Raw genomic sequence first — 14,032 nt, 5'->3', positions numbered from 1 at the left:
CCCACCGACAGAAAACGCCGCGCCGCCATCCCGTCACCAGGTGAGGCAAGTGCGGGGCAAGCCGGCCCAGGCAGGCTGATCCCGTACGACACGACCACGACCACGACCTTCGACGAAGGGAAACGAGATGTTCCGCAGGACGAGCCGCACCGACCGGCAGTACCTCGCCCACCAGGCCCGCCTGGCCCGCGAGTCGCGATACGAGGCGCTGCGGGCGGAACGCGTGGAATGGGTGAGCTGGCGAAGATGGCTGCTCCCCTGACCCCGGACAGCATGAGATGCCGCCATCGGGCCAAACTTCCTCAGTATGGAAATCGACTACGCGGCCATCGAGGCGGAGCGCGCGCGGATCCGCGAGCGCTACCTGAGCGAGCGCCGTGCCGCAAGCAGCGCGAGGGGCCTGCACCACTTCGCACTGATCTCGTCTGACGTCGAGCGGACGATCCGCTTCTACCACGAGCTCCTCGAGTTCCCGTTGACCGAGATATTCGAGAACCGCGACTACCGCGGGTCCAACCACTTCTTCTTCGACATCGGCAACGGCAATCTGCTGGCGTTCTTCGACCTCCCCGGCCTCGACCTGGAGCCGTACAAGGAGGTCCTCGGCGGGCTCCACCACATCGCGATCTCGGTGGAGCGGGCGACGTGGGAGCGCCTGCGCGGCAAGCTCGACGCCGCCGGTGTCCCCCACCAGGTGGAAAGCGGTAGCTCGATCTACTTCCAGGACCCCGACGGCGCCCGCCTGGAGCTGCTCGCCGACCCGCTCGGCGAGATGTACGGCACCCGCGTCATGTGACGCCGTCCCCTGCCGGTGGGGCGGCGACCGCGACGCCGCGGCCGGGACGGGACATCCGGGCCGCGGCGTCATACTGAACGCATGCGCCTCACAGACTTCTGGAACAGGATGCGCCGCCACTTCGGCGAGGCGTACGCGGAGTCGTGGGCGAAGGACTACGTGATCGCCGGGCTCGGCGGGCGTACGGTCGAGCAGGCTCTCGCGGAGGGCGTGGCGGCCAAGCGGGTCTGGCAGGCCGTCTGCCAGGAGGTCGACGTGGACCCCAGGCTGCGCTGACACTCCCTCTCCCGCCTACCGGCGGACCGCGCCGGGGGCTACCGCTCGGCGGCGGTCTCCGTCGACTCCACCCCGCGAGCGCGGCGGTGTGATCCCGTCACGTGCCGCTCCGTCCATGACTCATGTCCTCCGTCGTCTACGGCAACTACTTGAATGCCGGTTGAGTGCTTGCTACCGTGTTGAGCAGATGAACACGGAGGAAGGCATATGAGCGGAGACGACTTCACTCCCGATGAGGCTCTCCAGGAGATCGGGCGCGTGGGGCGGCGGGTCCGGCGTTCCTCGCGCGGGCCCGGACGGGCATACCTGTTCGTGGGACTGGCCACGATGGTCTACTGGCCGGCGATGTTCCTCGGCGGCCATCCGTTGCCGTTGCTCGCCGGGCTCGGCTGGATCGTCCTTACGGTCGCCCTGTGCGTGTACTGGGCCCGGCTGCGGGTGCACGACCGGCTGATGCAGCGGATCAACGGGCCGGTCTCGGCCGCGTACGTGGTGACGATGATGCTGCCGTTCGTCTTCGGCGTCTGGCTGCGGCCCGACCGGCCCACGGCGGGCTGGACGGCGGCGCTCGTCGCGCTGTCGGTGCTCGCCGGGCTGCCCCTGGTGTACGGCGGACTCCGCGTGATGAGGAACCGATGACGGCTCACCCGCGTCACGAGCTCGACGAGATCATTCACGCGCCCGTGCGGCTGTCGATCATGGCGGCCCTGGCGGCGGCGGACAAGGCCGACTTCCGCTTCCTCCGCGACACCATCGAGGTCAGCGACTCGCTTCTCAGCAAGCACATCCTCACGCTCGAAGAGGCCGGCTACGTCCGGGTGGAGAAGACCTTCGTCGGCAAGCGCGCACGCACCTGGCTCTCGCTGACCGACCAGGGGCGTAGGGCCTTCGAGACATACATGGACGTTCTGCGACGAATTGTGGAGGCGACCCCCCGTGCTTGAGATCGACGGCCTGCGCAAACGCTATGGAGACAAGACCGCCCTCGACGGGGTGGGCTTCACCGTACGGCCGGGCGAGATGTTCGGGTTCGTCGGCGCCAACGGCGCGGGCAAGACGACGACGATGCGGATCGTCATGGGCGTGCTCGACGCCGACTCCGGCGAGGTGCGCCTGGACGGGCGCCCGGTGACGTACGACGACCGCCGCACGTTCGGCTACATGCCGGAGGAGCGCGGCCTCTACCAGAAGATGAAGGTCGCCGAGCAGATCGAATACTTCGGCAGGCTCCACGGGCTCGCCCCGGCCGCCGCGCGCTCGGCCACCGCCGCCCTGACCGAACGGCTCGGCCTGGTCGAGCGGCGCGACGACGCCGTGGAGGCGCTGTCGCTCGGCAACCAGCAGCGGGTGCAGCTCGCCGTCGCGCTCGTCCACGAGCCGGCGGTCCTGATCCTCGACGAGCCGTTCTCGGGCCTCGACCCGCTGGCGGTCGACGCGCTCGCGGAGGTGCTCAAGGACCGCGCCGCCGCGGGCGTGCCGGTGATCTTCTCCAGCCACCAGCTCGACCTGGTCGAACAGCTCTGCGACTCGGTCGGCATCATCTCGGCGGGCCGCATGGTGGCGTACGGACCGGTCGGCGAGCTGCGCGAGCGGGAGGGCCGCGGGGTGCTGCGGGTCGTGGTCAGGGACGCCGCGCCCGGCTGGGCCGACGGCCTGCCCGGCGAGCTCACCCGCGAGGGCGACCGTGACGTCCTGCTGTGCGAGGAGGGCGACGACCAGGACATCCTGCGTACGGCGATCGGGGCGGGCAGAGTGGAGCACTTCGGCCGCAGGCAGCCGACGCTGGCCGAGATCTTCAGGGAGGCGGTGGCATGAACGGCCTGTGGCTGGTGGCCCAGCGGGAGATCCGCACGCGCGTCAGGACGAAGTCCTACCTGATCAGTCTGGCGGTCAGCGCGGTCCTGGTGGCGGCGCTCGCGTTCCTGCCCAAGGTCCTGGGCGGCGACGACACCTACGACGTCGGCGTGGTGGGCGACGCGCCCCCGCCCGCCGCCCAGCTCGCGTACTCCCGGTGGCCGGACGAGGCGGCCGCCCGGAAGGCCGTGGTCGACGGGGACCTCGACGCGGCCCTCATCAACGGGGACAAGGTCCTCGCCAACGGCGAACTCGACCAGCGGCTGGGGCTGATCCTGGAGAGCGCCCACCGTGACGCCCAGATCAAGGCGTCCGGTCTCACGATCACGCCGCTGACGGTGGAGTCGGCCGGCGCGGACGCCCGCTACCAGGGCGTGCGCACCGGCATCGCCACGCTGATCGTGATGGTGCTGTTCTTCCTGCTCATCTACTCCTCGATGTTCGTCGCCATGGGTGTGGTGGAGGAGAAGGGCAGCCGCATCGTGGAGATCCTGCTCACCTCGGTGCGTCCCTGGCAGCTCCTGGGCGGCAAGATCGTCGGGCTGGGCTCGCTGGGGCTGGTCAACCTCGTCGTGGTCATCGCCGCCGGTCTGGCGGCGTCGTTCGCGACCGGCTTCACAGCCGACCTGCCGCCCGGAATGGGGGGAATCGTGGTGAGCGCGGTCGTCTGGTTCGTGCTGGGCTACGCCTTCTTCTCGGCGCTCGCCGCCGCCTTCGGCTCCCTGGTGTCGCGGCAGGAGGAGCTCAACACCGTCCTGACGCCGATGACCATGCTCATGATGTTCACCTACCTGACGGCCTACTTCGCCGCCGTCGAGCCGACGGGCACGGTCGCGCGCGTGCTGTCGTTCGTGCCGCCGTTCTCCTCGATGGTCATGCCCGTGCGTACGGCGGCCGTCGACGTGCCGCTGGGGGAGATCCTCATCGCCGGAGCGCTCATGGTCGTGGCCGTGGTGGCCGTCCTCCTGGGCGCGGCCCGCGTCTATCAGCGGGCGGTGCTCCGCACCGGCGCCCGGGTCAAGCTGGGCGAGGTCGTCCGCTGACGGCCGGGGCGCCGGCGGACGATCAGGGGTGCCGGGAGAGCGTCCGACCGATCAATTCGGCCGCACGGCCGGGGTCGTCGGCGCTCTCCTGGCCGCCCGGCGCCCACAGGAACATCCAGCCGCCCTTGGCGGGCGTCGCGAAGACGATCGTCTGCCTGCCGGTGCCCGGGTGCCAGACGGACAGGACCGGATCGTCCGTGCCGAGCAGTCGCGCGGAGAGACCGTGCTCGGGGAGCCGCGCCGCGAGCGCCTCAAGGCGGGCCAGGCGCTGTCCGCTGTAGTCGCCGGTGCCCGTCACGTGGCCCCTCCAGCGGGGAGATCCAGCTTTGCTACAAGGATCGTCCCAGGTCAGCGCGCTGGCAACCATGGCAGAGTAACGCCCGGGAATGTAACGGCGCGGTTGGGACGCCGTTCGTCCCGGCCTCGGCGGCGGTTCGGGCATGTGATCGAACAGTCGTTCGGCTATATTGGACTGGTCGCCGCCGGGGTGCGCGCCGTCAGGTCGCCGGGGCGCGACGGGCTCCCGGCCCGCCTTCCGGGGCGGGCTGCGAGAAGCTCCGGAAAATGTCGGTGGCACCCCGTAGCTTTTCGGTGACCGAGCAGACGACCACCCTTCAGGGGGCACCCAATGGCAATCAACGACCGCGAGAAGGCCCTTGAGACCGCCCTCGCGCAAATCGAGCGGCAGTTCGGCAAGGGCAGCGTCATGCGCCTCGGAGACGACGCGCGTGCGCCGATCGAGGTCATCCCCACCGGTTCTATCGCTCTCGACGTCGCCCTCGGCATCGGCGGCTATCCCCGCGGCAGGATCGTCGAGGTGTACGGCCCCGAGTCTTCCGGTAAGACGACGGTCGCCCTGCACGCCGTGGCCAACGCCCAGAAGGGCGGCGGCATCGCCGCGTTCATCGACGCCGAGCACGCCCTCGACCCCGAGTACGCCAAGAAGCTGGGCGTCGACGTCGACGCGTTGCTCGTCTCCCAGCCGGACACCGGTGAGCAGGCGCTGGAGATCGCGGACATGCTGATCCGCTCCGGCGCCGTCGACATCATCGTGATCGACTCCGTGGCGGCCCTCGTGCCGAAGGCCGAGATCGAGGGTGAGATGGGCGACAGCCACGTCGGTCTCCAGGCCCGCCTCATGTCGCAGGCCCTGCGCAAGATCGCCGGTGCGCTGAACCAGACCCGGACCACCGCCATCTTCATCAACCAGCTCCGCGAGAAGATCGGCGTCATGTTCGGAAGCCCCGAGACCACCACGGGTGGTAAGGCGCTGAAGTTCTACGCGTCGGTGCGGCTGGACGCGCGCAGGATCGAGACGCTCAAGGACGGCACCGAGCCGGTCGGCAACCGGACCCGGGTGAAGGTCGTCAAGAACAAGATGGCCCCGCCCTTCCGCCAGGCCGACTTCGACATCCTTTACGGCATCGGCATCTCCCGCGAGGGCGGGCTGATCGACATGGGCGTCGAGCACGGGTTCGTGCGCAAGGCCGGAGCCTGGTACACGTACGAGGGCGACCAGCTCGGGCAGGGCAAGGAGAACGCCCGCAACTTCCTGAAGAACAACCCCGACATCGCCAACGAGATCGAGAAGAAGATCAAGGAGAAGCTCGGTGTCGGGCCGCGGCTCGACTCGCCGAGCGAGCCCCCCGCCGCTCCGGCGGCGCCGCCCGCCCCCACGTCCGGCCGGGGCAGCAAGGCGGCCAGTGCGCCCAAGCCGGGTGACGTCTGAGCGCAGGCATGAGGCGCGATGTGCCCCCCGGCCCGGATGACGGGGTCGGGCCGGGGGACTGGAACTCGGGACTCTGGGGGCCGGCCGAAGAGCTGCCCGGATCGGCTGAGGACGCCTCCGCGACGATCGCCGCCCTGCGCGAGGAGATTCGGCGCGCGGAGATCGGGCGCGCGGAGATCGGGCGTGCGGAGGCGGGCCAGGAGGCCGGCCGGGACGGACGCCGGCGCCAGGGACGTGGTGGCCGGCGAGGAGACCGGGCAGGCCTGAGAGAACAGACAGCTCCGGAAGACTGGGCAGGGCTGGGGGAACAGGCGGCTCCGGGAGAACAGGCGGCTCTGGGAGCCTGGGCAGGCCTGGGAGAACGGGGAGCGCCGAGAGGCCGGGGAAAGCGTGGGAGGTCCGGCGGATGGCTTCCCGACGGGCCTCAGGAGGGCACCGCGGCGGGCGAGGGCCCGCCGGCCGACCCCGAGGCGGTGGCCAGAGCCATCTGCCTGCGGCTGCTGACGATGGCACCCAAGACCCGGGCCCAGCTCGCGGACGCCCTGCGCAAGCGGGACGTGCCCGAGGAGGCGGCGAACGCCGTGCTGGAGCGGTTCTCCGAGGTCGGGCTCATCGACGACGAGGCGTTCGCCGCCGCGTGGGTGAGCTCCCGGCACACTGGTCGCGGGCTCGCCCGCCGCGCGCTCGCCCAGGAACTGCGGCGGCGCGGCGTGGCCGAGGAGACGGTCAAGGACGCCGTCGGACGGCTCGATCCGGACGAGGAGGCCGAGACCGCACGCAGGCTGGTGGATCGGAAGCTGGCCGCCACCCGCGGGGTGGAGCCGCAGGCGCGCATGCGACGATTGGTCGGCATGCTGGCCCGCAAGGGCTACTCGCCGGGACTGGCCTTCCGCGTGGTCCGAGAGGCGATCGAGGCCGAGGGCAGCCCGTCAGATGGGCTTCCGGATACCTTCGAGTGAGCCATAGCACCACGCAAAAGTCACTTGACAGGGCATCTTTGCTTGCTCGTTACCTCTCTGACGCTTAATCTCGACCGCAGTGAGGAGTTACTCCGCGCAGCGCGGATTGCCATAACGGTGAACCACGACGGACGAGAGACATTGACCGGCCTTCGGGCCATATGGGCCGCCCCTCGGGGCGCCTGGGCATTGCGACGATATTTGTCCTGGTGACGCCACCGGGCGCTGCCGTGCTGCGCGTGTGACCCCTGCCAAGAGTTGTCGTGAGGGGTGAGCGCGCATGGACACGATCGTGATCGTTCTTGCGGTTGCGGTAGTGCTGCTGGCTCTCGTGATGATCGCCGCCCTCGTCATAGTCATGCGCCGCACCGGAGCCGTCGCACCGCCCGGCCCCTCGCCCGAGCAGCTTGCCGAGGTGAAGGCCGAGGTCAACGAGGAACTCGAACGGGCCAGACGCGAGGCTGAGGAGATCCGCACGAAGGCGGAGCGTGACGCGGGGGAGATCCTCAAGAAGTCGGAGACACTCGCCGAGAGCGCAGCGCTGATGCGCAAGGAGGTCGAGGAGGAGGCGCGAATCCTCAAGACGGAGCTCAAGGAGCTGCGCTCCGACCTCGAACGCCGCGAGAACCGGCTGGCCGAGCGCGAGCAGCGGCTCGACGAGGAGGCACGCAGGCAGACCGAGCGGGCCCGCAAGCTGGCCGAGACCGAGACCGAGCTGGCCGACCGCCGCGAGGAGCTGGAGCGGGTGGCCGAGCGGCGGCAGGAGATCCTGGAGCGGGTCGCCGGACTGACGGCCGAACAGGCCAAGACGGAGCTGGTCAGGGAGATCGAGAACCAGGCCAAGCGTGAGGCCGCGCTGATCGTCCGGGAGATCGAGAGCGAGGCCCGGAAGGAGGGCGAGAAGCGCGCCTGCAAGATCGTGACGCTGGCCGTGCAGCGGGTCGCCACCGAGCAGACGGCCGAGTCGGTGGTGAGCGTCCTCCATCTGCCCGGCGACGAGATGAAGGGCCGCATCATCGGCCGCGAGGGCCGCAACATCAGGGCTTTCGAGTCCACCACCGGGGTCAATCTGATCATCGACGACACGCCGGAGGCGGTGCTGCTGTCGTGTTTCGACCCGGTCCGTCGGGAGACGGCCAGGCTGACGCTGGAGAAGCTCGTGCTCGACGGCCGGATCCACCCCCAGCGCATCGAGGAGGCGTACGAGCGCAGCAAGGCCGAGGTGCGGGACCTGTGCGTGCGGGCGGGCGAGGACGCGCTGGTCGAGCTGGGCATCACCGAGATGCATCCCGAGCTGGTCACGTTGCTGGGCCAGCTCCGCTATCGCACCTCCTACGGCCAGAACGTGCTCAAGCACCTGATCGAGTCGGCGCACATCGCCGGGATCATGGCCTCCGAGCTGCGGCTCGACCGTGACCTCGTCAAGCGCTGTGCGCTTCTGCACGACATCGGCAAGGCGCTCACCCACGAGGTCGAGGGCAGCCACGCGATGATCGGCGCGGAGATCGCCCGGCGGTACGGCGAGCACGAGGACGTCGTCCACGCCATCGAGGCGCACCACAACGAGGTGGAGGTCAGGACCGTCGAGGCGGTCCTCACCCAGGCCGCGGACGCGATCAGCGGCAGCCGCCCCGGCGCCCGGCGCGAGTCCCTGGAGGCGTACGTCAAGCGGCTGGAGCGCCTGGAGGAGATCGCCCAGTCGTACGACGGCGTGGACAAGGTCTTCGCCATGCAGGCGGGCCGCGAGATCCGGGTGATGGTCCGGCCGGAGAACGTGGACGACATCCAGGCCCAGGTCATCGCCAGGGACGTCGCCAAGCAGGTCGAGGAGGAGCTGACCTACCCCGGCCAGATTCGGATCACCGTGGTCCGCGAGTCCCGCGCCACGGAGTTCGCCCGGTAAGGCCTCGGCCGTCACGCCTCATCCAAGCGCCTGTCAAGGGCCCCCGCCCATCGCTGGGCGGGGGCCCCGGTCGTGCGGGGGACGCCCCGGTGGGACGCCCCCCGAGGTCACCCATGTCGACGCCGACCAGCGCATCGAGATCGACCGCATGCGCACGCTACTCGCCGGGACGGACGGGTGACCGGCCCCGCTCATCGGAAGATCTGCAGGTAGAACGACAGCTCGGCGGCGAGGGCCGCCGCCTTGGTCTCCAGCCGCCGGAACCCGTGGGCCTCGCCCTCGAACGTCAGATAGGTGCAGGGCACGCCGCGCGCCATCAGGCGCTCGGCGAACGCCTGCGACTGGGCCGGCGGCACGACCGGGTCGGCGAGCCCCTGCATGAGCAGCATCGGACAGTTCACCCGGTGGGCCCGGGCCAGCGGCTCACGCTCGCCGTAGCGGTCCTCGGGACCGACCAGCCACTCCACGTATCGCGACTCGAAGTCGTGGGTGGCCGCGACGAGCGGCCCGAGCGCGCTGACGCCCGCCATCGAGACGCCGCCCGCGAAGACGTCCGACGCGCCGCAGGCGGCCATGACCGTCCACCCGCCCGCGCTCGCCCCGCGTACGGCGATCCGGGCGGGGTCGGCGAGGCCCTCCGCGACCAGCCACTTCGCCGCGGCGATCACGTCCTCCACGTCGGTCACGCCCCACCGGCCGCGCAGGCGCTCCCGGTAGGCCCGGCCGTACCCGCTGGATCCGCCGTAGTTGACGTCGATCACGCCGATGCCGCGGCTGGTGAAGAAGGCCTTCTCCAGGCTGAGCTCGCTCGTCGCGTGCCCGGTAGGCCCGCCGTGCACGAAGACGACGTACGGCGCGCCGCCCACGTCCGGCTGTTCCGGCGGATACAGGTACGCGTGGACCCGCGCGCCGGGCCCGGCCTCGAACCCCACAGCCTCGGACCCCACAGCCTCGAACTCCACGGTCCGGGGCACCGGGAGGACGCCGGCGGGAACGTCCTCGATCTCCCGTCGCAGTTCCTCGGCCCGACCGGCGTCACCGGGGGCACGGGAGCCACCGGCGGCGTCGATCCGGACGACCGAACGCGGCGCGCCCGCCCGGTAGCCGAGGCCGACGAGCACGTCGCCGTCCGCGTCCAGCACGGGCGCCCACCCCTGAAAGGGGACGTCGAGGTCGGTCAGCGTGCCCGTCTCCGCATCGAGGACGCCTAGGCGCAGGTCGCCGCGTCCGTGCAGCACGGCGAGCCGCCCGTCGCCCAGCACGGCGTACGGCAGGCCGCCGAGTTGCCACAGCGGCCCGGCGAACTCCTCCTCCGCCGGGCAGAGGGCCTCGCACGACGAGCCGGAAATGTCGGCCCGGTAGAGGTTCCACCAGCCGGACCGGTCGGAGACCGCGTACAGGCGCCTCTCGTCGCACCACAGCGGCGCGAGGACCGACTCGGCCGGCCCGCCCATCACCGTCCGCGTGACGCCGTCGGACAGCCGCGTGACCCGCAGCTCGGTGCCGGTCCAGGGCATGTGCGGGTGGTTCCAGCAGATGTAGGCGAGGTGCCGGCCGTCGGGGGACGGCGTGGGCGAGGCGTAGAAGTCGCTGCCGGTGACCTGCTCGGTGACGTCGCCGGCCCCGGTCAGCGCCACCGACACGATCGATCGGGTGACCTTGGCGTCCTGGTGGTGGCGTTCCCGGACGCACCACACCCGGGGCCCGTCCGGGCCGTTCTGGACCCGCAGGTCGGCGTAGCGCAGCGCGCCCGGCTCGTCGGGCTCCGGCGTGACCGGGCGAGGCCGCTCGGCGCCCGAGCCCGGCTCGCCGCCGGCCCGTGGCCGGGCGAGATAGAGCCGCTGGTCGGGGTGGTGCGCGAAGACGAGCCCGTGGCCCGGGACCACGACATACGACCGCCCGCCGTACTCGTGGACGCGCGTACGGGCGTCCCAGGGCGCGGGAAGCAGGTCGGTGAGAGCGCCGTCGGCGGCCCGGTGGACGACCGTACGGCGGCCGCCCTCTGCGGCGCGGTCCTCCTCCCACCACGTCTCCCGGCCCAGCACGGTCGGGAAGCCGAGCCGCAGACCGGCACGTGCCACGTCGGTGGTGGAGATGGGCGATGGCCGTGGCGAGAACGACCTCGGGCCAGGCGTGGGGGGCATGACCGCATCCTGCCGGACGAGCCCGCTCCCGCGGGTGCGAATGCGGCAACGCATCAGTCGAGGGACGGAGGGGTGGTGTAGCGGGTGGCGAGCGCACCGAGCTGGTCGATGACCGTCCGCTTCCAGGTGCCGTCCTCGAACATCCGGCGCAGCGCCTCCTCGACCTGGTCGCGCAGTGCGGCCGTCCCGGTGGCGATGCCGTACTTCTCGGTGGCCAGCGACCTGCCGCTGAAGCGGAACCTGCCGGGATACTGCGCCGACAGCCCGGCGAGCACGGGGGCGTCGGCAACGATCGCGTCGGTCCTGCCGGAGGCGAGCAGCGGCGCACAGGCGGCGGGCAGGTTCGCCTCGGCGAGGAAGAACTGCCGCCAGCGGGTGCCGAACCTCCGCACGAGCGGCTCGGCGGACTCCCGGGTGGCGCAGACGCGTTTGCGGGCGAGGTCGCGCGGGCGGCGGATGGACAGGTCGTGAGCCCGGACGAGGACGTCGGTGCTGGTGACGAGGTAGGGGCCGGCGACATACCGGGAGCCCGGCGGACCGGTGGCGCCGACGACGAGATCGGCCCGCGCGGTGTCGAGCGTGTAGACGACCTGGTCGTCGCGATAACCGAGCGCCCGGGCGACGTACTGCGCGACCTCGATGTCGAAGCCGCTGTAGCGCCCGTCGGGAAGCCGCGTGACCAGGCCCGGCTGCCCGGGACGCACGCCGACCACCAGCGTGCCGTCGTTCCCGCATCCACCGGTCAGGAACGCGGCCGCCAGGACGCCGACCACGGCAACGCCACGCCACACGCGCTCAATATCGAGGTCGCGCGCGTCCCCCCGCCAGCAGCGACACGGCAAAGAACCCTTGACCCGCGCGGCGTCAGGCGGGAGGGTGTCAGCTCATCAGCGCGACCTCGCCGCCCGCGGCCACCTCGGCGGCGGCCGGGTCGGCCGAGATCTTGCGGCTGCGCCTGCTGCGCCGTTCCAGCCAGGTGGCGAGGTAGCCCAGCGCCAGGTTGATCGCGATGTAGACCACCGCGATGACGATGACCGAGGGGATCAGGTTGGCGTAGTTGGCCGGCACCACGCGGGCACCCGCGTTCAGCAGGTCGGCGTACGCCACGACGAACCCGAGCGCGGTGTCCTTGAGCAGCACCACGAGCTGGCTGACGATCGCGGGCATCATCGCGGTCACCGCCTGCGGCAGCAGGATCAGCCGCATCACCTGGTTCTTGCGCAGACCGATGGCGGATCCCGCCTCGGCCTGGCCGCGCGGCACGGCGAGGATGCCCGCGCGCACGATCTCCGCGAGGACCGACCCGTTGTAGACCGTGAGGCCGAAGACGACGGCCGCGAACTCGGTCACGACCAGCCCGGCCAGGCTCCCGCCGTACTGGGCGAAGAAGATCAGCATGAGCACCGGGACCGCGCGGAAGGCCTCGACGATCACCGCGGCCGGGATCCGCACCCAGCGGTGGTCCGACAGGCGGGCGATGCCGAACACGGCCCCGAACAGCAGCGCGAGCACCGCGGCGACCGCGGCGGCGGCCAGCGTGTTGAGCAGCCCGGGCAGGATCAGCTCGGTCCAGGTGTCGGCCCGCAGGAACGGCTGCCACAGCGTGCCGTCCCACTGGCCCTTCTCCTCGAACTTCGTCCAGACGAAGTACGCGACCAGCAGCAGGACGACGCCGAACGCGAGGGTCAGCACGTTGTTGCGCAGGCGGGCGCGCGGGCCCGGGACGTCGTAGAGGACGCTGGCGCCGCGCCCGGTCATCGGACCACCGCCAGGCGCCGGGCCAGCCGGCCGGACAGCAGGTTCATGGGAAGGGTCAGCACGACGAACCCGGCGGCGAAGCCGAGGAAGATGGGAATGATCGCGTCTCCGTGGGCGTCGAACAGGTTCTTCATCCGCAGCGCCGCCTCCATGACGCCGATCGCGGCCGCGACAGTCGTGTTCTTGACCAGCGCGTTCAGCAGGCTCCCGAGCGGCGCGATGACCGTGCGCACCGCCTGGGGGAGGATCACCAGGCGGAGCGTCTGCAGGAACGTCAGCCCGATCGCCCGGGCCGCCTCCGCCTGCCCGAGCGGCACGGTGTTGATCCCCGACCTCACGACCTCGCACACGAAGGCGGAGGTGTAGGCGGACAACCCGATGATCGACAGCCAGAAGCTGTTGAGCGACAGGTCGTCCCGGGAGAACTGGACGTTCATCACCGTGCCCAGGCCGAGACCGCAGAACACGATGATCAGTGTGAGGGGCGTGTTGCGCAGCACGTTGACGTACAGCGCACCCGCCCCTCGCAGCACCGGCAGCGGACTGACGCGCATGGCCGCCAGCACGATCCCCCAGATCAGCGAGATCACCCCGCTGACCACCGTGAGCTTCACCGTCAGCCAGAACGCGCCGAGGATGACGGGAAGCTCGTCGACGACGGCCTCCACCGCCTGCCTCCTTCCAGTGCCGCTATCGGTGCTCTAGTACCGTTCGACGGACGGCGGCGAGGTGAAGTATTTGCCGAACTCGCCGAGGTTGGCGTCGAGGGCCTTGCGCCAGCTGCCGTCCTTGAAGAACTTCTCGATCGCGTTGTTGATCGCGTCGCGGCCGGCCTTGTCGTCCAGCTTGATGCCGATGCCGTACTTCTCCTCGCTGAACGGCTGGCCGATCAGCTTGAACTTGCCGGGGAACTGGGCGGCGAACCCGGCGAGGATCGTCGCGTCCGTGGAGATCGCGTCGACCTGCTTGTTCTCCAGCAGCGGCAGGCACGCGCCGTACCCCTGCTGCTGGGTGAGGTTCTTGGACTCCCACTCCGCCCCGAACTTGTCGGCGAGGCGCTTCGGCGACGAGGAGCCCTGCGCGCCGCAGACCTTCTTGTCCTTGAGGGACTCGACCCCGGTGATCGAGGTGTCGTCGGCGCGGACGAGGATGTCCTGGCCGGTGATCAGGTAGGGCCCGGCGAAGGAGATCTTCTTCTTGCGCTCGTCGGTGATGGAGTAGGTCGCCACGACCATGTCCACCTGGCCCTGCTGGATGAACGGCTCGCGGTTGGCCGACTGGGCCTCCTTGAACGTGATCCCGCTCTCCGGCACGCCGAGTTCCTTGGCGACGTACCTCGCCACGTCGACGTCGAACCCGCCGTAGCTGCCGTCGGGCTTCTTCAGCCCCCAGCCCGGCTGGTCGATCTTGATGCCGATCACGAGCTTCTTGTCGTTCTTGGCCTTGTCGGCTATCGAGTCCGCACCGGAGTTGCCGCAGGCCGTCAGGCCGGTGGCCAGGGCGGCCAGCGCGAGCAGGCCGGCTCCGAATCGCATCCGCGTCACCTTTCGCTTCTTGTGGAGCTTGTCGT

16 protein-coding genes are annotated in these 14,032 nt (G+C 70.6%); 10 read left to right on the top strand and 6 right to left on the bottom strand.

The annotated features are described in order from the left end of the window. Positions 1-127: 127 nt before the first annotated feature. The 7 genes from HHX35_RS43125 to HHX35_RS03870 all read left to right on the top strand — a co-directional run bounded on the left by HHX35_RS43125 (position 128) and on the right by HHX35_RS03870 (position 3,969). Positions 128-262 (top strand): hypothetical protein, encoded by a 135-nt coding sequence (locus HHX35_RS43125; protein ID WP_259404698.1) that lies wholly within the window; start codon positions 128-130, stop codon positions 260-262. Between the two features lie 45 nt (positions 263-307). After that, positions 308-796 carry a VOC family protein gene (locus HHX35_RS03895; RefSeq protein WP_139576138.1) on the top strand — a complete coding sequence of 163 codons (489 nt, stop codon included), beginning with the start codon at positions 308-310 and terminating at the stop codon, positions 794-796. An 81-nt stretch (positions 797-877) separates the two neighbouring features. After that, positions 878-1,072 (top strand): DUF3046 domain-containing protein, encoded by a 195-nt coding sequence (locus HHX35_RS03890; protein WP_139576139.1) that lies wholly within the window; start codon positions 878-880, stop codon positions 1,070-1,072. Between the two features lie 207 nt (positions 1,073-1,279). After that, positions 1,280-1,711 carry a hypothetical protein gene (locus HHX35_RS03885; RefSeq protein WP_182897581.1) on the top strand — a complete coding sequence of 144 codons (432 nt, stop codon included), beginning with the start codon at positions 1,280-1,282 and terminating at the stop codon, positions 1,709-1,711. After that, positions 1,708-2,016, top strand: coding sequence for a transcriptional regulator (locus HHX35_RS03880; protein WP_139576141.1), 309 nt, complete (start codon positions 1,708-1,710; stop codon positions 2,014-2,016). The genes HHX35_RS03885 and HHX35_RS03880 overlap by 4 nt, the downstream gene beginning before the upstream one ends. Further along, positions 2,009-2,887, top strand: a complete 879-nt coding sequence (locus HHX35_RS03875) for an ABC transporter ATP-binding protein (RefSeq protein WP_182897580.1) — start codon at positions 2,009-2,011, stop codon at positions 2,885-2,887. Before HHX35_RS03880 ends, HHX35_RS03875 begins: the two co-directional genes overlap by 8 nt. Next, positions 2,884-3,969 (top strand): ABC transporter permease, encoded by a 1,086-nt coding sequence (locus tag HHX35_RS03870; protein ID WP_182897579.1) that lies wholly within the window; start codon positions 2,884-2,886, stop codon positions 3,967-3,969. Before HHX35_RS03875 ends, HHX35_RS03870 begins: the two co-directional genes overlap by 4 nt. A gap of 22 nt (positions 3,970-3,991) precedes the next feature. Here the strand turns inward: HHX35_RS03870 and HHX35_RS03865 are convergent, their stop codons facing one another. Beyond that, a complete protein-coding gene (locus tag HHX35_RS03865) occupies positions 3,992-4,267 on the bottom strand; it encodes a hypothetical protein (protein ID WP_310738883.1) in 276 nt (91 codons plus the stop codon). 330 nt (positions 4,268-4,597) lie between these two features. Here HHX35_RS03865 and recA point away from each other — a divergent pair, with 330 nt between their 5' ends. From recA to rny, 3 genes are all read left to right on the top strand, one after another. Then, entirely contained in the window at positions 4,598-5,698 is a 1,101-nt protein-coding gene (gene recA, locus HHX35_RS03860) for a recombinase RecA (protein WP_030506474.1), read from the top strand. A gap of 353 nt (positions 5,699-6,051) precedes the next feature. Beyond that, positions 6,052-6,657, top strand: coding sequence for a recombination regulator RecX (recX, locus tag HHX35_RS03855; RefSeq protein ID WP_396779671.1), 606 nt, complete (start codon positions 6,052-6,054; stop codon positions 6,655-6,657). 280 nt (positions 6,658-6,937) lie between these two features. Beyond that, complete coding sequence (gene rny / locus HHX35_RS03850; protein ID WP_182897577.1) at positions 6,938-8,560, top strand: ribonuclease Y; 1,623 nt, start codon at positions 6,938-6,940, stop codon at positions 8,558-8,560. 191 nt (positions 8,561-8,751) lie between these two features. Here the strand turns inward: rny and HHX35_RS03845 are convergent, their stop codons facing one another. The 5 genes from HHX35_RS03845 to HHX35_RS03825 all read right to left on the bottom strand — a co-directional run bounded on the left by HHX35_RS03845 (position 8,752) and on the right by HHX35_RS03825 (position 13,997). Then, positions 8,752-10,704, bottom strand: a complete 1,953-nt coding sequence (locus tag HHX35_RS03845) for a prolyl oligopeptidase family serine peptidase (protein WP_182897576.1) — start codon at positions 10,702-10,704, stop codon at positions 8,752-8,754. 53 nt (positions 10,705-10,757) lie between these two features. Further along, the gene (locus HHX35_RS03840; protein ID WP_182897575.1) at positions 10,758-11,495 is read right to left on the bottom strand and encodes a transporter substrate-binding domain-containing protein; all 738 of its coding nucleotides are present in this window, start codon (positions 11,493-11,495) and stop codon (positions 10,758-10,760) included. An 88-nt stretch (positions 11,496-11,583) separates the two neighbouring features. Beyond that, positions 11,584-12,462, bottom strand: coding sequence for an amino acid ABC transporter permease (locus HHX35_RS03835; RefSeq protein WP_182897574.1), 879 nt, complete (start codon positions 12,460-12,462; stop codon positions 11,584-11,586). Continuing rightward, on the bottom strand, positions 12,459-13,130 hold the full coding sequence (locus tag HHX35_RS03830) for an amino acid ABC transporter permease (RefSeq protein ID WP_139576150.1): 672 nt from the start codon (positions 13,128-13,130) through the stop codon (positions 12,459-12,461). Before HHX35_RS03830 ends, HHX35_RS03835 begins: the two co-directional genes overlap by 4 nt. Before the next feature lie 33 nt (positions 13,131-13,163). Next, positions 13,164-13,997 (bottom strand): glutamate ABC transporter substrate-binding protein, encoded by an 834-nt coding sequence (locus HHX35_RS03825; protein WP_139576151.1) that lies wholly within the window; start codon positions 13,995-13,997, stop codon positions 13,164-13,166. Between the last annotated feature and the right edge of the window lie 35 nt (positions 13,998-14,032).

Origin of the sequence: Microbispora sp. H10830 (assembly GCF_014161375.1) — a bacterium.
Classification (GTDB): Bacteria; Actinomycetota; Actinomycetes; order Streptosporangiales; family Streptosporangiaceae; genus Microbispora; species Microbispora catharanthi.
Note: the sequence above shows the minus strand (reverse complement) of the source record. Positions and strands in the feature narration are given on the sequence as shown.